This is a genomic window from Comamonas sp. JUb58 (assembly GCF_004364775.1).
Lineage (GTDB): Bacteria > Pseudomonadota > Gammaproteobacteria > Burkholderiales > Burkholderiaceae_C > Comamonas.
In genome coordinates this window covers 88,017-113,400 of record NZ_SOAL01000009.1, presented here as the reverse complement: position 1 = coordinate 113,400, position 25,384 = coordinate 88,017, and the positions used below count along the sequence as shown (strand labels likewise).

23 protein-coding genes are annotated in these 25,384 nt (G+C 65.3%); 13 read left to right on the top strand and 10 right to left on the bottom strand.

All coding sequences use genetic code 11. The features are described 5' to 3' along the window. Positions 1-15 precede the first annotated feature (15 nt). The 3 genes from EDF71_RS11545 to EDF71_RS11535 all read right to left on the bottom strand — a co-directional run bounded on the left by EDF71_RS11545 (position 16) and on the right by EDF71_RS11535 (position 1,993). A complete protein-coding gene (locus EDF71_RS11545; RefSeq protein ID WP_133856733.1) occupies positions 16-702 on the bottom strand; it encodes a ubiquinone biosynthesis protein UbiH in 687 nt (228 codons plus the stop codon). A 93-nt stretch (positions 703-795) separates the two neighbouring features. Further along, a complete protein-coding gene (locus tag EDF71_RS11540; RefSeq protein WP_133856732.1) occupies positions 796-1,500 on the bottom strand; it encodes a PspA/IM30 family protein in 705 nt (234 codons plus the stop codon). 40 nt (positions 1,501-1,540) lie between these two features. Then, positions 1,541-1,993 carry a YjfI family protein gene (locus EDF71_RS11535; RefSeq protein WP_243854266.1) on the bottom strand — a complete coding sequence of 151 codons (453 nt, stop codon included), beginning with the start codon at positions 1,991-1,993 and terminating at the stop codon, positions 1,541-1,543. Between the two features lie 348 nt (positions 1,994-2,341). Between EDF71_RS11535 and EDF71_RS11530 the strand changes: the two genes are divergently transcribed. The 9 genes from EDF71_RS11530 to catC all read left to right on the top strand — a co-directional run bounded on the left by EDF71_RS11530 (position 2,342) and on the right by catC (position 12,280). Beyond that, the gene (locus EDF71_RS11530; RefSeq protein ID WP_133856730.1) at positions 2,342-3,109 is read left to right on the top strand and encodes an enoyl-CoA hydratase; all 768 of its coding nucleotides are present in this window, start codon (positions 2,342-2,344) and stop codon (positions 3,107-3,109) included. Between the two features lie 517 nt (positions 3,110-3,626). Continuing rightward, positions 3,627-5,093, top strand: a complete 1,467-nt coding sequence (locus tag EDF71_RS11525) for a glycosyltransferase family 2 protein (RefSeq protein ID WP_133856729.1) — start codon at positions 3,627-3,629, stop codon at positions 5,091-5,093. Next, complete coding sequence (locus tag EDF71_RS11520) at positions 5,090-6,043, top strand: polymer-forming cytoskeletal protein (protein ID WP_133856728.1); 954 nt, start codon at positions 5,090-5,092, stop codon at positions 6,041-6,043. Before EDF71_RS11525 ends, EDF71_RS11520 begins: the two co-directional genes overlap by 4 nt. After that, positions 6,040-7,041 carry a hypothetical protein gene (locus EDF71_RS11515; RefSeq protein WP_133856727.1) on the top strand — a complete coding sequence of 334 codons (1,002 nt, stop codon included), beginning with the start codon at positions 6,040-6,042 and terminating at the stop codon, positions 7,039-7,041. Before EDF71_RS11520 ends, EDF71_RS11515 begins: the two co-directional genes overlap by 4 nt. 10 nt (positions 7,042-7,051) lie before the next feature. Further along, positions 7,052-8,944 carry a hypothetical protein gene (locus EDF71_RS11510; RefSeq protein ID WP_133856726.1) on the top strand — a complete coding sequence of 631 codons (1,893 nt, stop codon included), beginning with the start codon at positions 7,052-7,054 and terminating at the stop codon, positions 8,942-8,944. Next, the gene (wecB, locus tag EDF71_RS11505; RefSeq protein WP_133856725.1) at positions 8,941-10,125 is read left to right on the top strand and encodes a UDP-N-acetylglucosamine 2-epimerase (non-hydrolyzing); all 1,185 of its coding nucleotides are present in this window, start codon (positions 8,941-8,943) and stop codon (positions 10,123-10,125) included. Before EDF71_RS11510 ends, wecB begins: the two co-directional genes overlap by 4 nt. A 20-nt stretch (positions 10,126-10,145) precedes the next feature. Beyond that, on the top strand, positions 10,146-11,015 hold the full coding sequence (locus EDF71_RS11500) for a YaiO family outer membrane beta-barrel protein (RefSeq protein WP_133856724.1): 870 nt from the start codon (positions 10,146-10,148) through the stop codon (positions 11,013-11,015). Positions 11,016-11,024: 9 nt separating this feature from the next. Beyond that, a complete protein-coding gene (locus tag EDF71_RS25020) occupies positions 11,025-11,789 on the top strand; it encodes a hypothetical protein (RefSeq protein ID WP_166656520.1) in 765 nt (254 codons plus the stop codon). Between the two features lie 206 nt (positions 11,790-11,995). Beyond that, positions 11,996-12,280 (top strand): muconolactone Delta-isomerase, encoded by a 285-nt coding sequence (catC, locus tag EDF71_RS11490; protein WP_021026843.1) that lies wholly within the window; start codon positions 11,996-11,998, stop codon positions 12,278-12,280. A gap of 97 nt (positions 12,281-12,377) precedes the next feature. On the opposite strand, the gene EDF71_RS11485 is transcribed toward catC, so the two are convergent. Then, a complete protein-coding gene (locus EDF71_RS11485; RefSeq protein ID WP_133856723.1) occupies positions 12,378-13,160 on the bottom strand; it encodes a fumarylacetoacetate hydrolase family protein in 783 nt (260 codons plus the stop codon). A gap of 208 nt (positions 13,161-13,368) precedes the next feature. On the opposite strand from EDF71_RS11485, the gene EDF71_RS11480 reads away from it, so the two are divergent. The 4 genes from EDF71_RS11480 (at position 13,369) to EDF71_RS11465 (ending at position 18,464) form a co-directional block, all read left to right on the top strand. Next, positions 13,369-14,673 carry a Glu/Leu/Phe/Val dehydrogenase gene (locus EDF71_RS11480; RefSeq protein ID WP_133856822.1) on the top strand — a complete coding sequence of 435 codons (1,305 nt, stop codon included), beginning with the start codon at positions 13,369-13,371 and terminating at the stop codon, positions 14,671-14,673. Between the two features lie 187 nt (positions 14,674-14,860). Then, positions 14,861-15,814, top strand: a complete 954-nt coding sequence (locus EDF71_RS11475; RefSeq protein WP_133856722.1) for a tripartite tricarboxylate transporter substrate binding protein — start codon at positions 14,861-14,863, stop codon at positions 15,812-15,814. 23 nt (positions 15,815-15,837) lie between these two features. Further along, positions 15,838-17,415: a class I adenylate-forming enzyme family protein gene (locus EDF71_RS11470; RefSeq protein WP_133856721.1), complete on the top strand. Its 1,578-nt coding sequence runs from the start codon at positions 15,838-15,840 to the stop codon at positions 17,413-17,415. Positions 17,416-17,459: 44 nt separating this feature from the next. After that, positions 17,460-18,464, top strand: coding sequence for a tripartite tricarboxylate transporter substrate binding protein (locus EDF71_RS11465; RefSeq protein ID WP_133856720.1), 1,005 nt, complete (start codon positions 17,460-17,462; stop codon positions 18,462-18,464). 67 nt (positions 18,465-18,531) lie between these two features. Here EDF71_RS11465 and EDF71_RS25015 read toward each other — a convergent pair whose 3' ends face one another. From EDF71_RS25015 to EDF71_RS11435, 6 genes are all read right to left on the bottom strand, one after another. Beyond that, positions 18,532-19,401, bottom strand: a complete 870-nt coding sequence (locus tag EDF71_RS25015; protein ID WP_166656519.1) for a hypothetical protein — start codon at positions 19,399-19,401, stop codon at positions 18,532-18,534. 129 nt (positions 19,402-19,530) lie between these two features. Then, entirely contained in the window at positions 19,531-20,412 is an 882-nt protein-coding gene (locus tag EDF71_RS11455) for a CoA ester lyase (protein WP_133856719.1), read from the bottom strand. A gap of 70 nt (positions 20,413-20,482) precedes the next feature. Then, positions 20,483-21,436 carry a tripartite tricarboxylate transporter substrate-binding protein gene (locus EDF71_RS11450; RefSeq protein ID WP_243854278.1) on the bottom strand — a complete coding sequence of 318 codons (954 nt, stop codon included), beginning with the start codon at positions 21,434-21,436 and terminating at the stop codon, positions 20,483-20,485. Positions 21,437-21,585: 149 nt separating this feature from the next. Further along, positions 21,586-22,965, bottom strand: coding sequence for an MmgE/PrpD family protein (locus tag EDF71_RS11445; protein WP_133856717.1), 1,380 nt, complete (start codon positions 22,963-22,965; stop codon positions 21,586-21,588). A gap of 25 nt (positions 22,966-22,990) precedes the next feature. Next, entirely contained in the window at positions 22,991-24,172 is a 1,182-nt protein-coding gene (locus tag EDF71_RS11440) for a CaiB/BaiF CoA-transferase family protein (protein ID WP_133856716.1), read from the bottom strand. Between the two features lie 40 nt (positions 24,173-24,212). After that, a complete protein-coding gene (locus tag EDF71_RS11435; protein ID WP_021025399.1) occupies positions 24,213-25,379 on the bottom strand; it encodes an acyl-CoA dehydrogenase family protein in 1,167 nt (388 codons plus the stop codon). Positions 25,380-25,384: the final 5 nt, after the last annotated feature.

The window sequence follows — 25,384 nt, the reverse complement described above, 5'->3', positions numbered from 1 at the left end:
GCAGGCGGCCCGCTCCTATACAACAGGTGGGCGCAGGCCCGGTATTTCGCTGCCATCGAACTCGGCCTTGCTGACCACACGCCAGGCGTTGTGCTCGGGCAGGTGCTCGATCAGCACGATCTCGGTGCCGCGTGGCAGTTCGCGCTCAGGCGAGCGCATCTGCACATTGAGCCCGCCGCCGCCGTCATCGACGCTGCCATAACCCTGCGTGGCGTTGACCACCCCGCTGCGCACCAGGCCACTGCGGCCCAGCAGCACCTGCGGGGTCTCGGGCGGTGCAATGCGTGCCACCAGGCCGCGCAGCGGCCGCAGCACGACCACGGTGGCGGCAAAGCCCAGCACCAGGGCGGCCACCGCCAGCGCGCTGCCGATGAGCCAGTTGAGCAGCGCCCAGCCCTCGGGCATGGGCACCAGGTGGCACAGCACATACGACGCCAGCCAGGACAGCAGCAGCAACACCGTCAGGATGACGGTGGCCGGAATACCGCCCAGCCCCACCTTGAGCAGCAGGCCGGCCAGCGCGCTGACCGAATGCTCCACGCCATGGGCATGGTCGCTGCCATCAAACAGCAGCCACTGGTCGAGCGAATCGGTCTCCACCAGGCCGAGCAGGGCGATCAGCCAGTACAGCAGCATGCACAGCAGCAATGCGCCGAAGATGAAGGTCGGAAAGCCCAGCGCATAGTGCAGAAATGTCGACATGGCAGTCCCTCTTCTAGGTGTGGGGTAGCGGGCGCAGTGCCGGCTCCTCACTTGTTGTGTGTCTGGTCGGGCCAGCCATGGCCCCGGGCGGTATCAGGCCTCCTTGTTGCCGGCGCGTTGCGCCTTGAGGCGCTCCAGCACCGACTGCGCATTGCCGGCGCTGGCGGTGATGCCAGCGGCGCGCAGCTTGGCATCGAGTGCGTCTTCGCTGCTGCTTTGTGCCAGCTCGGCCGCGCTCTCCATGCGGGCGCCGCGCTCGGCCTGCTTTTGCTTGATGCGCTCGAGCGAATCGAGCGCCGTCTGCACCCGCGACTGCGAGCCGGTGTAGCGACCGGCCACCGTGGCCTGGGCGCGCTGCACGCTCTCGGTGGCCTTGACGGTGTCCGCCTGCTGCTTGAGGCGCTTGATGTTCGACTGCGCCGTCTGGATCGCCGTGCGCAGCTGCTCCACGCTCTGGGTAAAGGCCCCCAGCTGGGCTTCTTCTTCGTCGCGCTGGGTTTCGAGCAGGGCCACCTTGCCGGCCACTTCCAGCGCCAGGGCCTCGTCCTGGGTTTCCAGCGCCTTGAGCGCATAGCCCTCGTATTCGGCAATCTTGGCTTGCGTGGTCTGCAGCTTGCCGGCGGACAGCTTTTGCTTGGCCATGATCTCGGCCAGCGCTTCCTTGGAGCTGTTCAGGTCGTTGTCGGCATCGCGGATTTCCTGGTCCAAGATGCGCAGCGCCTGGCTGTCGGTGACGGCTTCACCCGCCTCGTGCGCCGCGCCGCGCAGCGCAGTCACCAGCTTGTTCCATACGGTCATGATGCTCTCCTTGTACTGTGGGGTCGGGGACGGGCTGCGCTCAGACCTGCGCCAAGGTCAGATAGGGTGCCAGCGCCTCGGTGGCCTGGATCACGCTGTCGGCCAGGATCAGGATCTCGGCGAGGATGTCGTCCGTGCTGCTGTTGGCGCGCATCGCAGCAAACATCACATAGCCCTCGCCACCCCGGGCCAGCGGCTCCAGCGCCATCGTCGTGAACGGGAACAGCTTTTGCAGGCGCAGGATTTGCGCATTGAGGCCAGCGCCGTCACGCACCTGGTTGGCAGGCCACAAAAAGGCCTCGACCACCAGCTGCTCGCCCGACAGGGCCACATGCACGGGTAGATCGCCAAAATCGGACAAGGTGACCAGCACGCTGGTCTCGGTCCCTTCCAGTAGCTCTATCTGCAACTTGCCCTCACGGGCCAGCGCCGATGCGCCCAGCTCTTCGGCCAGCGCCTGAATGCTGCGGTAGTGGTGCTTGCTGTTTTCCATGCTCCCCTCCTGTTGGTGGATGGTCAATGAACCCGGTTGCGCCTGCGGCTGGCGCATCTGCTTCTCGAGCAGATGCAGGACCGCGCTGTACTCTGGAAGTACCCAGACCTCTTTCTTCACCAGCCCCTGCTCGCGCAACCGTTGGCGGTGCAAGCGCTGGTAGTGGGCAGATGTTTTTTGGTCCATGCGGCCACCATAACAGTCATTACATGTGATGTGTACATGTAATAGTTTCAATATGTAAATTCTCCTTTAAAATCATAGCACTGCATGGCTATTTCATGGGCTGCATGGCGTTTTGTCCCGATGGGGACCGGCCAGTTTGCGATGCATCTCCACAATGGATGCATGCTTTTGATCGACCTGCACCATGCCCATGCCAGCCTGCAAGACAAGGGCGTGGCCACCCTGACTTTTCGCAACGCCGGCAGCCTGAACATCCTGTCGTCGCCCGTGCTGGAAGACCTGGCCCAGGCGCTCGATACCTTGGCGCAGGACAGCCGCATCCGCGTGCTGGTGATGCGCGGCACCGGCGACAAGGCCTTTGTCGCAGGCGCTGACATCAAGGAAATGCGTGCCCTCACGCCCGACAATGCCGCCGCCTTCATCAGCCGCTTGCGCCGCGTCTGCGAAGGCGCGCGCCAGTTCCCCACGCCAGTGATTGCACGCCTGCCGGGCTGGACCCTGGGCGGCGGGCTGGAGCTGGCCTGCGCCTGCGATATCCGCATTGCCAGCAACCGTGTGCAATGCGGTATGCCCGAGGTCCAGGTCGGCATCCCCTCGGTGATCCATGCCGCGCTGCTGCCCCGGCTGATTGGCGCAGCACGCACGCAGTGGCTGATGCTGACGGGTGACAACATCGATGCCGCGCAGGCGCTGCAATGGGGTCTGCTCGACCAGGTGGTGCCGCCCCAGCGGCTGGATGGCGAGGTGGAGCACCTGGCCAACAAGCTGGCCAGCTACGGCCCGCAGGCCCTGCGCCAGCAAAAGCGCATGCTGCGCGCCTGGGAGACGCAATCCATCGACCAGGCGATCGACGACAGCGTGCAGGAATTTGCCCATGCCTTCAAGACCGGGGAGCCCCAGGCCTATATGGCCCGGTTTGGCCAGCACTGACCCCTGGCCCGGGCACTCGCACTGCCCGGCCTGACTTTCTCGCTCCATAACAGCCGGCAGCGCTTCTAGCTGGCGTGCAGCGCTGTGCCGCGCAACCCAGCACCCCCCCCTCATCTTGACCGCCCCGCAGTCTGCGCCTGGGCGATGCCTCTTTGCGCACGGATGCAGCCGCTACGCGCCGGATGTACGCGCAGCGTGTCTCTTTGGCCCATCACTATCCAAGCATTTTTTCTATCGCGTTGCGCTTACACCAACTATCAAACGCATCATCCAGCTACAAAAAATTCTGATGCACTGCAGCATTTGCGCCGCACAATCTCCAAAAAAGGCTTCCAAATCAAGCATCAATTTGTAACGCCTTCGGCGCAGCCATTTCACAAAGTGTTGATAGTTATTCGCTTTAACGTTAATAAATGCTTACTTTTTACTCGGATACTTGTTGAAACACTATTCATGCATTTGTAGTGATTGATATAATCGAATCACAAGTCGTAAGAATTTTTTTCTATCAATCATCATGGCCAAGCACTCCGCCCCTTTTCTTCAGGCACCTGCACTCTGCGCAGCGTTCCTGGGCTTTTCGCCTGTGCTTGCCCATGCACAGCCCTCAACGCTCTACCAAGCCAGCTGGGCGACCTGGGCACTGGGCTTGTGCCTGGCGGCCTTGATGCTGGTGGTGCTGCTGGAGGCGCTTTACACCTTCCGCCACTACGCCTTCACGCTCAACCGCCTGTTTGCCCGCCAGCGCCCGCTGTATGCCGGCATCGAGCAGGCGCACTGGCCCCATATCACCGTCTTTATTGCCGCGCACAACGAAGAGGCCGTGATCTCCGGCTGCATCGAGGCGCTGCTGGACGTGGACTACCCACGTGACCGCCTGACGATCATGCCGGTCAATGACCGCTCGACCGATGGCACACGCCAGATCATCGACAGCTATGCCGACCGCCACCCCGGCCGCCTGCAGCTGTTCCACCGCCAGGAAGGCCCCCCAGGTAAGGCTGCGGCGCTGGCCGATGCCACCGCCATCGTGCAGGCCCGGGGTGAGTCCGAGCTGATCGTGGTGTTCGACGCCGACTACCTGCCTGGCAAGAAAATCATCAAGCAACTGGTGGCCCCCTTCCTCGACCCCGAAGTGGGCGCCGTGATGGGCCGCGTGGTGCCACAGAACGCTGGTGTGAACCTGCTCACCCGCCTGCTGGATCTGGAGCGCTCCGGCGGCTACCAGGTCGACCAGCAAGCCCGCTTCAACATGGGCGCCGTGGCCCAATATGGCGGCACCGTCGGCGGCATTCGCCTGAGCGCGCTGCAGGATGTCGGCGGCTGGACACCTGAAGTGCTGGCCGAAGACACCGACCTGACCTACCGTCTGCTGCTCAAGGGCTGGCAAACCGCCTACCTGGGTTACGCCGAATGCTACGAAGAAGTGCCTGAGAGCTGGGCCGTGCGTTTTCGCCAGATCAGCCGCTGGGCCAAGGGCCACAACCAGGTGATGACCAAGCTGGGCACCGAGATGCTGACCCGCAAGGGCCTGCGCTGGATGGAACGGGTCGACGGCGTGGCGCTGCTGGGCGTGTTCCTGATGTCACCCATCCTGCTGGTGGGCTGGCTGCTGGCCCTGGTGCTGACAGTGACCGGCTACGGCATCGGCGCCAATGTGAACATTGCCTTGCTGATGCTGCTGATTGCCACCGGTTTTGCCTGCGTGGGTAACTTCGCCGCCTTCTTTGAAGTGGCCGCTGCCGTGCACCTGGATGGCCACCAACGCCGCCTGCGTCTGCTGCCACTGTTGCTGACGGGTTTTGTGGTCAGCATGGTCGCGGTCTCCAAGGCCACGATCGATGGGCTGCTGCTCGACAAGCTGTTCAAGCGCCAGTTCAAATGGGACAAGACCGTGCGCTACCGCCAGGCGCCCGCTGCAGCCCCCGCCGCTGCGCAGGCCGCTGCTGTCGCCACCGTCGCCCTGCCTGAAGCACGTGTATGACCGCCCCCGCCAACCCCTTGCTGTTTGGCAGCATGTGGCTGATCGCGACCGCCCTGGTCTTCCTTCTGCCCCTGTTGCCAGCGCTGCGCGAGCTGTATTCGCGCAGTGATGCCGATGCGCTGGCCATTGACCCGCTGGACAACGGCCGCACCGACTACACGGCCCAGCGCATGGCCGACCAGCTCGACCTGTTGGAAGCCATGCCCCGTGTCGCCCAATGGCGCCACGATGACCAGGGCCGCCTGATGGTGCCCCGGGGCCAGAACCGCCTGATGGCCAAGACCCAGGTGCCGGTGGTGATCGGCTTTCGCTCCCAGCTGCGCACCCTGATCTCCAGCGATGTGGTCGAGTTGCAGGCCAACAGCGTGGTGCAGCGCGTGCTGCATGCCAAGAGCATCCACTGCCTGGGCCCTGCCCAGTTGGCCCGCCTGACCAGCGCCGAGCGCCATATCGTGCTGTCGCCCGGTGCGCGCTTTCTGCGCCTCTCGGCCGCCTGCATCTTCACCTGGCCGCTCAAGCGCTCGCTGAGCTTTCCGCTGCCCGAGCTGGGCACCGGTATGCCGCTGACGACCCTGCAACGCCGCCATGAAGGGGACCTGCGCATTCCGGCCGGCACCATCGTGCGGGGCGGCCTGGTGGTCACCGGCAACCTGCTGATGGAAGAGATGTCCGTGGTCGTGGGCCATATCAAGGTGCATGGCAATGCCATCCTGGCGCAGAGCGCCTGTGTGCAGGGCGCCGTCTTTGTGCAGGGCGACCTGCAGACCAAGGGCAACAACTATGTCGAAGGCCCTCTGTGCGCCGGCAAGCGCCTGCATCTGGGCCCGGACAGCCAGGTGGGCGACAAGGAATGCCCCAGCAGTGTCTCGGCCTGGACCATCGCCTTGCACGCCAGTGTGCGGGTCTATGGCAGTATTGCTGCCGTACGTTCCGGACAGGTGGTGCTATGAAAACACGCAATCTCTGGATGGCCTCGGCCGCCATGGCCTGGCAGCTGGCGGGCAGCGCGCAGGCGGCCGAGCCCCCGGCGCTGGCCGAATTTGCCACAGGCGATGGCGCCTACTACACGACCTTGGGCGGCCAGGTAGTGGATCCTTACTTCGTCAACAAGGGCTTCACCATCGCGCTGCAGGCCGATGTGCCGCTCAAGGCCGAGCTGCGCCGCTGGCTGGCCTGGCTGCTGCCGCGCCAGCGCCTGGACGGGGGCTTTGACCGCTATTGCCCCACCGGTGACATGGGCTGGCGCAGCTGCATGGGTGCCGATGCCGACGACTCCATGGCCGCCACCACGATCGAGATGCTGCACCAGGCACGCGAGAAAAAATGGCTGACCACCAGCCAGCTGGTGGCTGCCGATCTGGCCATTGTGCGCAGCCAACAGCTGCTTACGCGCCTGCGCAACCCCAAGAACCAGCTCTACAAGGCGCTGCTGAACACCGAGCTGTACTACCTGATGGACAACGTCGAGGTCTACGAAGCGCTGCGCGTGACCGAAGGTGCACAGGCCGGCCCCGCCTCCAAGCAGCTCGCGACCGCCATCACCCGCAACTTTCGCAGCGGCAGCGACTGGAAGCCGGCCTTGCCCGAATACGACCAGCCGCGCTTCTACCCCCACACCCTGGCCAGCGCCTACCTGTGGCAAACCGGCGTGATTTCCAGCGCCGAATCGGACCGCGCCACTGCCCAGTGGCTGGCCTTGCATGGCAAGGCCTGGCTGTCGCGCAGCGAAGATGACTATGCATGGGGCCTGGTTGCGTGGAAAATGCGCCAGACCGCCCCGATCCAGGCGGCCTGCTGGCGCGCGTCGCTGCGGCCCTTCCAGGCCACGATAGGCTGGACCGTGCTGGATGCGATGATCGACCAGGCGCTGGCGCAAAAGGGCATTGGCACCCAGTGCCCTTTTGCGAAAACCACAGCGCCCGCAACCGCCCCTGCTGCCAACCCTTGAGGCTGACACCATGAACAAGCTCTTGCGCTGGAAAAAATGGCTGGCCGCCACCGTGGTCGTGCTGTGCGCGCTGGCCGCCATCGCCTGGCACCAGGCGCGCAGCGTCAAGGCCAGCCAGCACTACGCCACCATCAGCCTGCTGATTCCGGACAGCATGGCCCCCAACGCCCCCGAGGTCCAGATCTGGCGCCAGGCAGCACATGAGCGCGGCGTGCTGCTCACGCCGCTGCGCATCAGTGAATGGATGCGCGGCATCAACTACGGCGCCCCAGCCGCGCAGCAGGCCGTGATCCTGCCCGACACCTTCCACCGCAATATCTCGGATGCGGCCGTGCAGACCCTGATCCAGGTGGTGCAGGCTGGCGGCCAGGCCATGGTGGTGCAGGACGGCGGCATGCTCGACGAGCGCGGCTACTACAGCAAGGGCACCTCGCGCCTGTCCGAGATGCTGGGCGTGCGCTACGGCGACTACGACACCTACAAGGACCGGCTCTCCGACTATGAAGAGATCCGGGGCGCACCCGCCACGATGGAGCTGCTGGGCATTCCCCCCGGGCGCTATCTGGATGCCAAGGCTGCTGCCAAGCTCACCGCCATCGATCCCGAAGAGCTGGAAGTGGATGTACCCGCCTTCCCCAGCTTCATCGCCGGCTACACCAAGGATTCGCAGCGCTTTACCGTGCTGAAGACCGACCGTCCCAAGGGCAGTGCACGCATCCTGCTGCAATCGAGCAATGGCGATGTGGTGGCCAGCCTCAACCGCTGGGGCAAGGGCCAGGCGCTGTTTGTCAACCTGCCGCTGACCTACCTGCTCGAACGCACCGACGGCATTTTCCTGCACGGTTTTCTGTCCTACTTTTCCCAGCAGGTGGTGGAGCGCCCTGCGCTGCTCGCCTCGCCCGACGGCATTGGCGCGCTGGTACTGAACTGGCACAACGACGACGGCAAGGCGATCGGTTTTCTGCACGAGCTGCAGGAAGCCGGCATTTTTGAGCACGGCCACCAGTCCCTGCACTTCACCGCCGGCCCGGATGTGAACAAACAGGGCGATGGCCTGGGCATGGACCTGGACTACAACGAAGACGCCCAGCAGATGATCCAGAAGCTGCTGAGCCAGGGCCACAGTATCGGCAACCATGGCGGCTGGATCCACAACTATTTCGGCAACAACGCATCGGACGACAATGCCGATGATTTCATGCCCTTGCTGGACCTGAACAACGCCTCGGTCACCAAGGCCAACCATGGCCTGCAGCCCAAGGAATACTCGGCCCCCAATGGCAACACCCCGCTCTGGACCTACGACTGGATGGCCGAGCACGGCGTGCAGGCCTTCTACACGGTGGCCAATGTCGGCATGCCGCCCACGCGGCTGTGGCTGGGCACGCGCCAGGTCAACCAGTCCTGGGCCTTCCCGGTGCTGACCTATGGCCAGGTGGCCTCGGCCGAAGAGGCCTCGTTCCAGAAGATGCCCATTGACGAGTTCGGCCAGTGGCTGCAGCAGGTGGCGCGCTTTATCGAGCACACCCGCAGCGTTCGCCTGAGCTACTTCCACCCGATTGGCGCAGTGGACTACCTGCCCGCAGTGAAGGCCTATATCGACAGCGTGCAGGCCTGCGCGGACCGCAAGCAGTGCCAGTTCATCTCGATGACCGAGGCGGCCGACTTCCTCAGCCGTCGCGAACAGGTGCAGTGGACCATCACCGCCGACGGTGACAACGACCTGCTCAGCGCCAGCCACAACCGGTCCCTGGAGTCGATGACCTGGACCGTTCCCAAGACCAAATACGATGCCGTGCGCGTGCGCACTGGTCAGGCCCAGGTGCAAGGCACCGACGATGCCTGGCTGGTCCGCGTACAGGACGGCAAAGAACTCAGCCTTGAACTGCATCGCCTACCATGAGCACCTCCAACCCTTCCTCCTCCTTCTCCGTGGCCGCCATCATGGGCACCCGGCCCGAGATCATCAAGATGGCCCCGGTGGTGCTGGCGCTGCGCGCGCGCGGCATCACCACCCATGTGCTGCACACTGGCCAGCACGAAGAGATGGCCTGGCCGCTGTATGAATTCTTTGGCATTGCACCCCAGGAGGTGATCCGTCTCAAGCGCGAAGTCGCCACCCTGCCGGCGCTGTCGAGCGAGCTGATGTCCGCCATCGGCAGCACCCTGGCCAGCCTCAAGCCTGCCGTGGCACTGGTGCATGGCGACACCAGCAGTGCCGCCATGGGCGCGCTGGCTGCCTCCTACCTGCAGATTCCCGTTGGCCATGTCGAGGCGGGTCTGCGCTCGGGCCGCATCTCCGAGCCCTTCCCCGAAGAGATCAACCGCAGCCTGATCGGCCGCGTCAGCCAATGGCACTTTGCGCCCACCGGCCAGGCCCGTGACAACCTGGAAAAGGAAAACGTCCCGGGCGAGGTCTCGGTGGTCGGCAACACCGTCGTCGATGCCGTGCTGCTGGCTGCCCGCCATGTGCGCAAGCAGCGCGCTGCCGGCCAGCCGGTGGCCAACCCGGACTACCAGTGGTTTGTTGACAGCGGCCTGCGCCAGCTGGTGCTGGTGACCGCACACCGGCGCGAGAACTGGGGCGGGCCCATGGTGGAGATCGCCCAATCGGTGGCCCGCCTGCTGGAGCAGCACCCCGATGCCGCCGTGATCTGGCCGGTGCACCTGAACCCGCTGGTGCAGGACGTGGTGCGCAGCGTGCATGCCGCCACCACGGCCGAGGTGCAGAACCGCTGGCGCCTGACCGCGCCGCTCGATTACGCGCCCATGGTCGAGATCATGGACGCTGCCCAGCTGCTGCTGACCGATTCGGGCGGCATCCAGGAAGAAGGCCTTTCGCTGCACAAGCCGCTGCTGGTGATGCGCGATGTGACCGAACGCCCGGAAGTCATCACCTGCGGCGCCGGCTTGCTGGTGGGCACCCAGGCCGAACGCATCCTCTCGGCCGCCAGCCATGTGCTGGCCACCGGCCAGTTGCCTGGCCAACCGCCCGCCACGGTGGACAACCCCTTTGGCGATGGCAGCAGCGGTGTGCAGATTGCCGCCGCGATTGCCCGCCATCTGCCGCCATCCTCCCTTTGAAAAACCCACACAAGAACACCATGAACACCTTCCTCCTCCGCAGCTCCCTGGCCCTGAGCGCCGCCGCCCTGCTGGCCCCCGCGATGGCCCAGACCACGGCCGCCAGCGCTGCTGCCCCCGTCACCGCCGCCGAGCCCGCTGCTGCACCCGCCGCCGACTTTGAACCCGGCAAGCGCGGCCAGGTCGATATCGGCGCGGGCTTCTCCAGCCTGACCGGCGGCAACAGCAACTGGAACGACGAATTCGTGCGCGGCAATGTCGGCCTCAAGCCCGGCACCACCTTGAACTGGGAACTGTCCAGCCAGCGCCACTTCGACCAGCGCGGCACCGTCGGTGCGCTGTCGCTGACGCAGACCCTGTCGCCCTGGTGGTACATGTCGGTGGGCGCCAGCTCCGGCTCGGCGGACTTCCAAAACAAATACCGTGGCGACATCGCCATCTACCGCAAGTGGACTGAGAGCCAGCAGTGGGTGACCGGCCTGGCCCTGATGAAGTCGGCCAGCCGCGACGGCATCCACCGCGACACCGGCATCACCGCCTCGGTGGCCTACTACTCGGCCAATGACTGGGTCGGCGAAGGCGGCGTGGTCTACAACAAATCCAACCCCGGCTCGGTGGAAGGCTACCGGGGCTTTGCCGCGCTGACCATGGGCCGCGAAAAGCAGCACTACTTCACCGCCCGCATCGACCACGGCAAGGAAGGCTATCTGCCCAGCGGCGCCATCGCCAATGGCGCCGGTGACCAGGTCGGCTTCCAGTCGACCGAGCTGAGCCTGCAATGGCGCCAGTGGCTGGGCAAGGACTGGGGCTACCTGGTCGGCGGCCAGTTCTACCGCAACCCCTACTACAACCGCAAGGGCCTGAGCGCTGCGGTGTTCTTCGACTTCTAAGGCCCCGCCATGTCTTTGCGCATGACCCGCCAGCACCGAGGGCTCAGAAGCTATATCTGGACCTGGCAGCACAGCGCGCAGCTGCTGGTGCTGCTGCTGGCCTTCTGGCTGGTGCTGTGGTGGGGCGCGCCGCTGCTGATGCACCGCTGGGCCGATGTGCTGGGCTGGGCCTGGCCGCATCTGGGCCTGGGCAGCAGTGACGGGGTGGAGGTCAAGACCACCTCGCTGCTGGGCATGCCCATCGATGTGGTGCGCACGCATTTCTATGTGCCGGCCCCCAACCTCTGGCAATGGTGGGGCGGCGCGCTGCTGTCGCTGGGGCTGATGGCACTGTCCTTTGTGCTCTCGCGCGAACGCCTGCCTCTGATCTATGGGCTGCGCATCGTCGCGCTGCTGGGCATCGTGGGCCTGCTCTCCTATGAGTTCCTGCCCACGCTGGCGGTCAGCGACGTCAACCGCCTGCTGGCCGACAACATCCTGGACATGGGCCTGGCCATGCTCTGGCTGCTGCCTGCCGTGCATGCACTGGTGCTGTATATCTTCCCGATTCCGGTGCTGCACAAGGTGGCCGCCACCTTGACCGGCATGCTGATGCTCGTCATCAGCATCCCGCTGCAAGCCGCCTCGCTCGCCTGGCTGTCCCAGCAGTTCAGCCTGCTCGTCACCTTGCCGCTGTACATGCTGTTCAGCTTTCTGCCGCAGATTGCAGCACAGCTGGGCATCTACGGCCTGTTCATGAGCTTTGCACCGGCGCCTGAGCATGGGGGCGCCTAGCCGGCCGCACCTAGCTACGGGCGGCTGGTTCAGAGCCTTTAAAACGGTTACCCAAGCAACGATTAGCCGACGAGACCCTGTTGGCTTCCTCCTGGGCGGACAATGCGCGCTGGCCCTGCCCGCAGGGCCGGCACCAACCGATCGACACATAGCGCATGGTGGCCCGCCCAGCGGCAGGCCCACCCAGCGCCGCCAAGGAGAAAACAATGCTGTACCTGGTTCGCATGGATGTGAACATTCCCCATGACCTGCCCCAAGAGCAGGCCCAAGAGATCAAGGCCCGCGAGAAGGCCTATTCGCAAGATCTGCAGCGCGATGGCCGCTGGAAGCACATCTGGCGCGTGGCGGGCGAGTATGCGAACTACAGCGTGTTCGATGTGGAATCCAACGACGAACTCCACGGCCTGCTGCAGGCGCTGCCGCTGTTCCCCTACATGAAGATCTCGGTCACGCCGCTGGCCCAGCACCCTTCGGCCATCGCCCAGAACTGATAGCGCGCGCCGGCCTGGGCCGGCCACCCGCTGTGCAACGCACACCCTCGCCCATGGCGAACGGTGTGCGTTTTTGCTTTCTGGCGGGGTCTGCGGATTACAGCTGCACCCGCAGCTCGCCAATGCCGTCAAACTGTACCCGCACTGCATCGCCAGGCGCGGCCTGCAACAGGCCGCACCAGCTGCCGGTCGTCACCACGGTGCCGGCGCGCAGGCTGCCAAAGTGCGCGGTGGCATGGCGCAGCCACTGCGGCAGCAGCCAGGCCGGGTCCTGCAGGCCGTAGCTGTTCTCAAAAGCCTGGGCCGGCTGCGTGCCGATCTGCACCGTGCAGCGCTGCGTGCGGCCATCCACGGGGCGGTAGGGCTGCCAGGGGCCCAGCACCAGCGCGCCATGGCAGAGCAGATCGGCAGCCTTGAGGGCGGCGGGTGCCTGCAGTTGCTGTTGCCAGCGCGAATCGACAATCTCAATGCTTACCGCTATCGCATCGATCAGCTCGGCAGCGCTGGCCTCATCGAGCGCAGCGGCCTGGGCCGCATCGACCGCCTGGCCCAGGCGCAATGCAATCTCGGCCTCCACCCCGCGCAGAAAGAACGGCGTCCCTCCTAGATCGGCGCCGCCAGCATGCACCCCTTGGGGCGGCAGCGGTGCATGGCCCAGCGGCTGGCTGCGGCTGGGGCCGCCGGATTTCCAGTACTGGGGTGCTTGGGCGCTGTCGCCCCAGCGCTGAGCCCGCTCGCAGTGCACGGCGATGATGTCGGCAGGCGCCAGGCTGGCGGGCCAGGCGGCCGCATCGATGGCGCTGCCGGCCGAGGTGGCCGTCTGCAGCGCCTGGGCTAGTGCTGCGGGTTGGAAGGTCGGGGCGGTGTCGGCAGAGGGCATGGCGATGGTGTCCGAAAGTGTAAAAAATCCAATTGGCATAGCGTAACGGACAGCGGCGCCAGCCCCTGTCGCCGCAGCAATACGCCACATGTAAGCAGCGGCAAGGCCAGGTTATGCAAAAAAAGCATTCCATCCCTATCATCCGGCCTTGGACAAAGGATATAGAGCGGATTTAAGCTGTACAGACCTTTTCAACCGCATGGATCGTATGCCGTCCAACAGCACTCCCGCCGCAGCACAACACGCGCTGCCTTCCTACCTCGACGCCAAGCACCTGGGCCCCTGGGGCAACTACCTGCAGCAGGTCGACCGCGTCACGCCCTACCTCGGCTCGCTGGCCCGCTGGGTCGAGACGCTCAAGCGCCCCAAGCGTGCGCTGATTGTGGATGTGCCCATCGAGATGGACAACGGCACGATCGCCCACTTTGAAGGCTACCGTGTGCAGCACAACCTGAGCCGTGGCCCCGGCAAGGGCGGCGTGCGCTTCCACCAGGATGTGACCCTGTCCGAAGTGATGGCTCTGTCGGCCTGGATGTCGATCAAGAATGCCGCCGTGAACGTGCCCTACGGTGGCGCCAAGGGTGGTATCCGCGTCGATCCCAAGACCCTGTCCAAGGGTGAGCTCGAGCGCCTGACCCGCCGCTACACCAGCGAAATCGGTCTGTTCATTGGCCCGTCCAAGGACATCCCTGCACCCGACGTGAACACCAACGGCCAGATCATGGCCTGGATGATGGACACCTACTCGATGAACACCGGCGCCACCTCCACGGGTGTGGTCACCGGCAAGCCCATCGATCTGGGCGGCTCGCTGGGCCGTGTCGAGGCCACCGGCCGCGGCGTGTTCACCGTGGGCGTCGAAGCCGCCAAGCTGTCCGGCCTGGCCCTGCAAGGCGCCAAGGTGGCGGTGCAAGGTTTTGGTAACGTGGGCGGCACGGCTGGCAAGCTGTTTGCTGAAGCCGGCGCCATCGTCGTGGCCGTGCAGGACCACACCGGCACCATCTTCAACGCCAAGGGCCTGGATGTGCCCGCCGTGCTCGACCATGTGGCCAACACCGGCGGTGTGGGCGGCTTCAAGGGCGCCGACAAGATGGCCAACGAGGACTTCTGGTCCGTCGACTGCGACATCCTGATCCCCGCTGCGCTGGAAGGCCAGATCAATGGCAAGAACGCTGGCAAGATCAAGGCCAAGATGGTGATCGAGGGCGCCAACGGCCCGACCACCACCGAAGCCGATGACATCCTGCATGACAAGGGTGTGCTGGTATTGCCCGACGTGATCGCCAACGCCGGCGGCGTGACGGTGAGCTACTTCGAATGGGTGCAGGATTTCTCCAGCTTCTTCTGGAGCGAGGACGAGATCAACGCCCGCCTGGTGCGCATCATGCAGGACGCCTTTGCTGCCGTGTGGCAAGTGGCGCAGGAGAACAAGGTCTCCCTGCGTACCGCCACCTTCATCATCGCCTGCCGCCGCATTCTGCACGCACGCGAAGCACGCGGTCTGTACCCATAAAGTCAGCGCTACTCCACGCTTCATCAGCGGCCTTCGGGCCGCTTTTTTTTGGCCTGCTTCTGCGCACGCAAAGCATGGCTTTCGCAACGGCGAAGGCGCAATATGCCCTGGTGCAGGCAAACCCCCTCACGCCGCTGGGTGGAACTCCCTATCGTGAACCCTTAACGATAAATACGGAGACAACACCATGCGCTTTGCGCGCCGCCGCGCCCTTGCGGCCCTGCTGCTTTCCCCCCTGCTGGCCTTCGCGGCCGACTGGCCGGCCCGCCCCATCACCATCGTCGTGCCCGCAGCGGCCGGCGGCACCACCGATATCGCAGCGCGCCTGCTGGCGCAGAAGATGGGCCAGTCGCTCAAGACCAGCGTCATCGTCGAGAACAAGGCCGGCGGCGGCGGTGGCATCGGCACTGCCTATGTAGCGCGCGCCAAGCCCGATGGCTACACCTTGCTGATGGGCAACATCGGCCCGGTGGCCATCAATTTCAGCCTCAACAAAAAGCTGGCCTACGGCCCCAATGACCTGCGCGGCATCACCAATGTGATCTCGGTGCCCAACATCCTGGTCGTGCACGCCAGCTCGCCCATCCAGAACGTGCTGCAGCTCGTGGCGCTGGGCAAGCAGAAGCCGCTGACCGCCGCGACCTCGGGCGTGGGCCAATCGCCGCACATGTCCACCGAGCTGTTCCGCCAGCAGAGCGGGCTGGATGTGACCCTGGTGCCCCACAGCGGCGCAGCGCCCGCCGTCACTGCCTTGCTGGGCCAGCAGGTCGATTTCATGATCGACAACCTGCCCAGCTCGATGCCGCATATCCAGTCAGGCAAGTTCCGGGCCTTGGCCATCACCAGCCGCGAGCGCTCCGACCAGTTGCCCAATGTGCCGACGATGCGCGAGGCCGGTGTACCGATGGATGTGACCGCCTGGTTTGACCTGCTGGCCCCGGCTGGCACGCCTGATGCCATCGTCAACCGCCTGCAGCAGGTGGCCCATGAGGCACTGCAAAGCGCCGACATCCGCCGCACCTTTGCCGAGCTGGGTGGTGTGCCCGGCGGCGAAACGGCGGCCGAGCACGACGCCTTCATCGCGCAGGAGCGCAAGCGCTGGGCCGAGATCGTCCGCGCCGCCAACCTGTCCCTGGACTGATTTCTTTCGTTTGCATTCTTGGTATGTCTGACACTTCCTCCTTCCAACTCGCCCAGCCCTTTGGCTCCATCCCCGCCCTGGTTCTGGCCCAGGCCCAGGAACGCCCCAACCACACCGCGCTGGTGCTGGGCGACACCCGCCTGAACTACACCCAGCTGGCCCAGGGCATGCGCCAGGTGGCCTGCGCGCTGCAGCAGCAAGGCCTGCAAGCCGGTGATGTGGTGGCCATCTGCGCCAGCACCTCGGTGCCCTATGTGCTGGCCTACCTGGGCGCGCTGCAGGCCGGTGTCGTCGTGGCACCGCTGGCGCCATCGGCCACGGCCGAGCACCTGAGCGCCATGCTGGACAACTCCGAGGCCAAGCTGCTGCTGCGCGATGCCGAGGTCGCTGCGCAGTGGCCGTTGGCCAGCACCGCAGAGCGGCCCTGCATCGCGCTGGACGATGCCGCGCAGGCCGGCACGCCCTGGAGCACTTGGCTGGCCCAGGTGCCCGCCGGCCAGGCGCCCCAGCCGGTGCAGCCCACGCCGCAGTGGCCTTTCAACCTGATCTATTCCTCGGGCACCACCGGTGTGCCCAAGGGCATTGTGCAAAGCTGGGGCATGCGCTGGTCGCATGTGAACCGCGCCGTCACCAATGGCTACGGCACCGATGCGGTATCGCTGTGCGCAACGCCGCTGTACTCCAACACCACCTTGGTGGCGGTTCTGCCCACCTTGGCCCTGGGCGGCACCCTGGTGATGATGCGCAAGTTCGACGCGGCCCAGTACCTGCAGCTGGCCCAAGCGGAGCGCGCCACCCACACCATGCTGGTGCCCGTGCAGTACCAGCGCCTGCTCGACTGCCCGGCGTTTGACCAGGCCGACCTGACGCTGCTGCAGAACAAATTCTGCACCAGTGCGCCCTTCAAGACCGCGCTCAAGTCCGAGGTGCTGCGCCGCTGGCCCGGCCGCCTGATCGAGTACTACGGCATGACCGAGGGCGGCGTGCGCTGCGAGCTGCACTGCCACCAGTTCCCCGACAAGCTGCACACCGTCGGCCGCGCCGGCCCCGACGCCGATCTGCGCTTTATCGACGAAGAAGGCAAGGAGCTGCCCAAGGGCGCGCAGGGCGAGATCGTTGGCCGCTCGGCCGGCATGATGACCGGCTACCACCGCCAGCCCGACAAGACCCGCGAGGCCGAGTGGATCAGCCCCAGCGGCGAGCGCTTTATCCGCAGCGGCGATGTGGGCCAGATGGATGCCGACGGCTTCATCGTGCTGGGCGACCGCAAGAAGGACATGATCATCACCGGTGGCTTCAACGTCTACCCCAGCGATATCGAGGCCGTCATGCTGCAGCACCCCGAGGTGCGTGAATGCGCGGTGATCGGCGTGCCCTCGGACGCCTGGGGCGAGAGCCCTGTGGCCTATGTGGTGCCCCAGCCCGGCAGCAGCCCCCAGGCGTCTGACTTGCAGCAGTGGCTCAACAGCCGCGTCGGCAAGACCCAGCGCGTGGCCGACCTGGTCATCCACGGCCAGTTGCCGCGCAGCGAGATTGGCAAGGTGCTCAAGCGCGAGCTGCGCACGCTATACGCCAGCCAGACCAGCGCCTCAGCGGCCTGATCGCCCGGCGACGCCCATCCAACAACAAGACCAGGAGACATGACATGACCCATCGCCACCCTACCTCCCACCGGCGCAGGCAGCTGGCCGGCCTGCTCGCTGGCATGGCGGTTGCGGGCAGCAGCCTGCTGGCCGGCATGGCCCATGCAGCGACCTGGCCCAGCAAGCCGATCCAGCTGGTCATCCCCTACCCACCCGGGGGCAGTGCCGATCTGCTGGGTCGCCCACTGGCCTTGCAGCTGCAGCAGCAGCTGGGCCAGCCGGTGGTGCTGGAGTACAAGCCCGGCGCGGGCGGCACCCTGGCCTCGCAGTATGTGGCGCGCGCCAAGCCCGATGGCTACACCGTGCTGATGGTGCTGGCCGCGCATGCGATCAACGACAGCCTCTACCCCAAGCTGCCCTACGACACCCGCAAGGACTTTGCGCCAGTCTCGCTGGTGGCCAACCTGCCGATGATTGTGGTGGGCAGCAGCAAGCTGCAGGCCAAGAACATTGGCGAGCTGGTCAAGGCCGCGCAGGCCGCGCCGGAAAAGCTCACCTATGGCTCGGCCGGCAATGGCAATACCGGCCACCTGGCCGGCGCGCTGTTTGCCAGCACCGCTGGCGTCAAGATGACGCATGTGCCCTACAAGGGCAGTGCCGGTGTCGTCAACGCCATGCTGGCCAGCGATATCGACCTGACCTTTGACAGCATCTCCACCTCGATCCCGCATGTGCGCAGCGGCAAGCTCCATGCGCTGGCCGTCACCAGCGCCAAGCGCTCCGCCCTGGCGCCCGAGATCCCCACCGTGCAGGAGCAAGGCTTTCCGGGCTTTGACATCAATGGCTGGTATGCAGTGATTGCGCCGGCAGGCACCCCTGCCGACATCACCGGCAAGCTCAGCCGCGAGATTGCCACCGCGCTGCAAAACCCCTCGTTGCAATCGCAGCTGGCCGCCAGCGGCTATGAGCCGGTGGGCTCCACCCCTGAGGCGCTGGGTGCCCATATCGACCGCGAGATGGAGCGCTGGGCTGCAGTGGTCAAAGCGACCGGCGCCCGCATTGAATAAGAGCCCAAGGCCCCAACAACAATGCCCTGGCAAGCCAGGGCATTTTTCATGGGGCAGTGAACGCAGATCAGCGGCTTTGGCGCGCGCTGGCCTGGGCTTCCAGTGCGGAGCGCAGCGCATCGTCATTGCTGTTCTGCTCGCTGCCGGCATCCGGCGTTACCTTGCGCAGCAGGCCGGTGATGCGGCCCGAGTTCTGCATCAGGCGGTTGGCATAGAGGGCACCGTCGCCCGAGCCACGGGTATTGTTCCAGTTGCCCTCTGCCTGGTTAACGCTGAAGTTAAACCAGAAGCCGCGCACCGTTTCGCTTGATGAGCCGCTGCGCATCTTCACGCACTGGGTCTTGCCGGTATCAACGCCACGGATGATCTGCTCGCAGGCAAACAGGCCGTCGTAGGACACGGTCATGCCGCTGCCGAAGGACGAGCCGCCGGTGATACGGGTCAGCTGCATGGTCTCGGTTTCGATGTTGCCAATGCTGTCTCCATAGACCAGGCTCCACAGGCCCAGCAGCGAGGCGGGCGAGTCGTCATAGCCAAACCGGAAACGCTTGATTTCCTTCTCGCCTTCGCCCGGCAGGGTGATATAGCCCAAGGTGCCGCTGACAAAGCGGATGCGCACATTGCCAGGGCTGCCGCGCTCGACACCACTGCGGGCGTCACTGCCCAGGAAACGACCACCTTCATAGCGGCCCAAGGTGGCCGTCAGCTCGCTGTTGTCATCCAGGCGGCCGGTGGCCATGTAGAAGGTCGGCTGGCCGCTGCTTTCATAGGCATAGACCTGCATCACCAGCACATCGTTTTGCACATCCACGGCAAAACCACGGCCGGGGCGGCCATTGGCTTCCTCGGAAATGATCCAGGTACCGCCCTGCGGCACGTAGGCATGGGCCATCCCGGTAAGGGCCACGGCGGCCCAGGCAATCGCGTGTTTGAACATCTCGCTCTCCTCTTTCGGTGTACCGCTTTTGCGGCGCGGTGGTCGAGCGAGTATATCGACGAGATTGCGGAGAGCTGTGTCAGAAAGTGTCCTGCTCGGCTACCCGAGCGGACCGCTTTTGGCACAGGCTCAGGACGCGCTTTGCAAGCGCCGTTGGGCCTGCTGGTGGCGCTGCAAGGTCTTGTGGGCCAGTGCAATCACCGGGGCATCGACCATGCGGCCATCGACCACGCAGACCCCGCCTTGCGCCGCCTCGGCGGCCGCCAGCACCTGCTGGGCGCGCTGCAATTGCGCATCCGTCGGCGCAAAGGCGGCATTGATAGGAGCCACCTGCATCGGGTGGATGCTGAGCTTGCCGCCAAAGCCGCCGCGCAGCGCACGCGCCGCATCAGCCTGCACCACGGCCGCATCCTGGGTGTTGACAGTGACGCCATCGATGGGCGCGGGCAGCTGGGCGCGGCGCGCAGCCAGCACCACGGCCAGGCGCACCGGCAGCAGCTCGCTCTCGTCCTCCGCACAGGCCATGCCGGCATCGACCTGAAAATCCAGATGGCCAAAGGCCAGGCGCAGCACGCGCGGCGCGTGCGCAATCGCATCGATGGCATGCAGGCCCGCGACCGATTCGATGATGGGCACCAGCAGCCCCTGCGTACCCAACGCTGGCAGCAGCAGCGCCATCGCTTCGGCGGTCTCGGCCTTGGGCAGCACCACGCCAGCTGCGCCCTGCGCCACCAGCTGGGCCAGCGCCTGCAGATCGCCGTCAAACCAGGGCGTGCCATGGGCATTGATGCGCACCAGCACCCGGGCGCGCTCGGCCGCCTGCAGCTGGCCAAAGGCGCCCAGCAAGGCGGCACGGGCACCTTCCTTGTCCTGCGGCGCCACCGCATCTTCCAGGTCCACGATCACCGCATCGGCCCCACTGGCCAGTGCCTTGGCGATGCGCTCGGGGCGGCTGGCCGGTACAAACAGCCAGGAGGTAGCACTGGCCAGCGGATGCGTGTTGAGAGTCATGTCCATCAGTCTTTCGTCTATCAAAAAAGGGGCCCATGGCCCCTGCTCCTGCGCGGGTCAAGCGCCAGGCTTATTCGGCGGTCACGCCGGCTGCCTTGATCACCGTATTCCAGCGCTTCACTTCCGATTCCAGCAAGGCCTTCAAGCTCTGCGGCGTGGCGCGGTCCGGGGTCACCAGCTCGCTGCTCAGGTCGGCAATGCGCTGCACCACCACGGGGTCCTTCAAGGCCACGTTCAGGGCGACGTTGATCTTGTTGATCACCTCGGCCGGCGTGCCCTTGGGGGCATACATGCCATGCCAGACCTTGACGTCAAAACCCTTCAGGCCCTGCTCGTCGAGCGTGGGGATCTGCGGCATGGCGGTCAGGCGCTGGGGCGTGGTCACGCCGAACACCTTGACACGGTTGCCGTCCTTGATGACCGGCGCGGTCTGCGTGGTCTGGTCGCAGAGCAGATCGACCTGGCCGCCCATCAGGTCATTCATGGCCGGGCCCGCACCCTTGTAGGGCACGGTGGTGAGCTTGACCCCCGCCTGGTACGCAAACAGCATGCCGCAGAGCTGCGAGACCGCGCCAATGCCGGCATTGGCCAGCGACACCTTCTCCTGGTTGGTCTTCACATAGGCCATCAGCTCCTGGAAGTTGTTGGCCGGAAAGTCCTTGCGCGACAGCAGGGTCATCGGCACATCCAGCACCTGGCCGATGTACTCGAAATCCTTCAACGGGTCATAGGGCAGCTTCTTGTACAGCGATGGTGCCGTGGCCATGCCCATGTGGTGGATCAGGATGGTGTAGCCATCGTTCTTGGCGCGGGCCACGCGTGCGGGCGCAATCGTGCCGCCTGCGCCCACGGTGTTTTCCACCACCACGGTCTGGCCCAGCGATTTGCCCATCGGAATGGCCAGCATGCGTGCCACCACATCGGTAGGTCCACCGGCCGAGTAAGGCACCACCATCACCACCGGTTTGGTGGGCCAGTCCTCCGCCTGGGCGTTGAGGTGCAGGCCCAGGCCGGTACAGGCCATCACGGCGGCAGCGGCTGCCGGGGTCAACAAGCGAAAGCGCATTTTTGTCTCCTGATCTTGGGAGGGGTACATCGCCCATCCCGGTAGGGGATGGGGGCCTGGTCGGGCCCCCGCGTCGCAGCCACCCAGCTTCGGCGCTGCTGCTTTCTTTATACGGCCACCAATAGCTTTTCGACCCTGGTCCATTCCCGTACTTGCCACAGTTTCTGCACCGATTGCTGCATCTGCGCGGCAGGCACAGCGCGGCTGAATTCGCCCAGGCGCAGCGCCTTGTCGGTCAGCTCCTCGCGGCTCAAGGTGTTGCCCGGATCGCCCTTGGGCTCGTCCACCCGGCCTTCCAGCACGCGGCCATCGGTGGTGGTCACGGTGACCTTGCCAATCCAGCGCTGCGGGTAGGCGCCGTCCACCTCGGGGTCCAGCACCATGCGCACCTTGTCGCGCAGTGCCATCGTGTCTTCGGCGCGGAATTCGTTGTCGAACTCGTTGAGGCCGGCAAAGCCAAAGCGCGCGGCCAGCGCCAGCACCGTGCCCATCGAGAACTTGCTCTGGTGCACTGTGCTCGGGTCCACCACGGGGCCCAGCACATCGATCGCGGCCTGGTGCACATGGGTCACCACTTCGGCAATGTCCGAGACCTTGAGCTGGTGCGCGCGCAGCACCTGCAGCAGCGCATCGGCCGCCGGGTGGGTGTGGCGGCAGGAGGCATGCCATTTGAACGAGGTCTCGGGCGTGGCCCAGCGCGTGCCCAGGCCATCGACCAGGCGGGCCGGATCGCTGTCGCTGGACATGCCAGCGGCCATGCCCTGCGCGCCGCAGAAGATGTCGGCCGCGCCGGTGAAACCATCCTTGGCCAGGTAGGCAGCCATCAGGCCGGCACCGGCGGCATGCGCGGTGTGCAGCTGCTTGCTGTCGGCAGCGGTGCGCAAAAACTCCCACAGGCCTGCAGACTGCGTGCCGGCCGAGCCAAAGGCATGCAGCATTTGCTGCGCATTGAGGCCCAGCAGATGGCCCACGGCCGCAGCCGCTGCCAAGGTGCCGGCGGTGCCGGTGGTGTGGAAGATCTTGTAGTGCGAGCGGCCCAGGAATTCGCCCACACGGATGCCGACTTCATAGCCGGCGATGCAGGCGGTCAGCAGCTCCTTGCCGGACTTGCCCAGCGCCTGCGCCACGGCCACAGCCGGGGGAAAGACGACGGCCGCCGGGTGGAACACCGAGCCGTTGTGCACATCGTCCTGCTCGGCGACATGCGAGGCGGCGGCATTGGCCATGGCCGCCAGGTAGGGGCTGCTGCTGCTGCCCTCGGGGCCAATCACCTCGGCAGGGCCTTGGGCCGGGCCCTGGCCCAGCGCAAAGCGGGTGATGCTGGCCACGGGGCGGGCATTGTGGCCGGCCACCACCGAGCCAAACCAGTCGACCCAGAGGTCTTCGGTTTTCTGCAGCACGGATTCGGGAATGTCGCTGTACTGCAGCTCGGCTGCAAAGCGGGCCAGTTTGGCCGCTGGCGTGGGGGATGGGGTTGCGGTGGTCATGTTCTTTTTTCTCCAACAGAAAGCATCAAAGGCCGGAGGCCTTGCGCACTGCTGCCAGCGCATCGGCCGGCAGCTGCAGCGCATCGAGGATGGCGGCCGTGTGCTCGCCCACCGCAGGCACCGCATCCATGCGGTAGTCGTACTGGTTGTTGCGGCCAGGCGGCAGCAGCGCCGGCACTGTGCCCACGGGCGTGTCCACCTGCGCAAAGCGCTGGCGTGCCAGCAGCTGCGGGTGCGCCCACAGGCCCGCCATGTCGTTGACATGGGCGTTGGCAATGCCGGCTTCGTCCAGGCGCTGCACCACATCGCTGGCATTGAGCGAGCCAAAGATGCGCAGGATCTCGGCCTGCAGCTCGGCGCGGTTGGCATTGCGCTTGGCATTGCTGTCAAAGCGCGCATCGGTCGCCAGCGCCGGTGCCAGCAGCACCTGGTCGCAGAAGATCTTCCACTCGCGCTCGTTTTGCAGGCCCAGCATCACCGTGCCGCCATCGCCGGCCACAAAGGGGCCATAGGGGTAGATGCTGGCATGCGATGCGCCGGTGCGCGGTGGCGGCGCGGCGCCTTCAAACGCGTAGTACATCGGGTAGCCCATCCACTCGCCCAGCGCTTCGAGCATGGACACATCGATATGGCTGCCCTCGCCCGTCTTGCCGCGCAGCAGCAGGGCCGAGAGGATATTGGTATAGGCATACATGCCCGCCGCAATATCAGCCACCGAAATGCCCGATTTGCTCGGCGTCTCGGGCGTGCCGGTCACCGACAGAAAACCCGCCTCGCTCTGGATCAGCAGGTCATAGGCTTTCTTGTCGCGGTAAGGGCCGTTGTCGCCATAGCCGCTGATGTCGCAGACGATGAGGCGCGGAAAGGCGGCATGCAAGGCCTCATACGACAGCCCCATGCGCGCCGCAGCGCCCGGTGCCAGGTTCTGCAGCAGCACATCGGCCGTGCCCAGCAGCTGCTTGAGCGCCTCCAGGGATGCGGGGTCCTTCAGGTCCAGCGCCAGGCTTTCCTTGTTGCGGTTGAGCCAGGTGAAATGCGAGGACTGGCCGCGCACCCGGCTGTCATAGCCGCGCGCAAAATCGCCGCTGCCCGGCCGCTCCACCTTGATGACGCGCGCGCCCAGATCGGCCAGCTGGCGCGCACAAAAAGGCGCGGCCACGGCGTGCTCCAGCGATACGACGGTGATGCCATCCAATGGTCTGGTCATGAAGTCTCCGGTTCTCTGTTTTTATCGCTGCGCGGCGCCATCAGAACGAGCGCGGCAGGCCCAGGATGTGCTCGGCCACGTAGGAATAGATCAGGTTGGTCGAGATCGGTGCCACCTGGTACAGGCGCGTCTCGCGGAACTTGCGCTCCACGTCGTATTCGCAGGCAAAGCCAAAGCCACCGTGGAACTGCAGGCAGGCATTGGCCGCCTCCCAGCTCGCCTTGGCGGCCAGGTACTTGGCCATATTGGCCTGGGCGCCCATGGGCTCGTGCTTGTCAAACAGCTCGCAGGCTTTCCAGCGCATCAGGTTGGCCGCTTCGACCTCGATGAAGGCATCGGCAATCGGGAACTGCACGCCCTGGTTCTGGCCAATCGGGCGGCCAAACACTTCGCGGTCGCGCACATAGTTGGTCACGCGGTCGAGGAACCAGTAGCCGTCGCCAATGCACTCGGCGGCGATCAGGGTACGCTCGGCGTTGAGGCCGTCCAGGATGTACTTGAAGCCCTTGCCTTCTTCGCCGATCAGGTTCTCTTCGGGGATCTCCAGGTTCTCGAAGAACAGCTCATTGGTCTCGTGGTTCACCATGTTCAGGATGGGGCGCACGGTCAGGCCTTTTTTCTCGGCCTCGCGCAGGTCGACCATGAAGATCGACATGCCTTCGCTCTTCTTCTTGACCTCGGCCAGCGGCGTGGTGCGCGCCAGCAGGATCATGAAATCGCTGTGCTGGATGCGGCTGATCCAGACCTTCTGGCCGTTGATGACGTACTTGTCGCCCTTCTTCACGGCCGTGGTCTTGATCTTGGTGGTGTCGGTGCCGGTGGTGGGCTCGGTCACGCCCATCGATTGCAGACGCCATTCGCCGCTGGCGATCTTGGGCAGGTACTTTTCCTTCTGCGCGGTCGAGCCATGGCGCAGCAAGGTGCCCATGTTGTACATCTGGCCGTGGCAGGCGCCGGAGTTGCCGCCGCAGCGGTTGATCTCTTCCATGATGACCGAGGCCTCGGTCAGGCCCAGGCCCGAGCCGCCGTATTCCTGCGGAATCAGCGCTGCCAGCCAGCCTGCCTTGGTCAGCGCCTCGACAAAGGTCTCGGGGTAGGCACGGGCCTCATCGACCTTGCGGAAATACTCGTCGGGAAACTCGGCGCAGAGCGCGCGGATGGCATCGCGGATTTCGGGGAAGTTGTTGGAGCCGGTGTGTTCGATCATGGTTC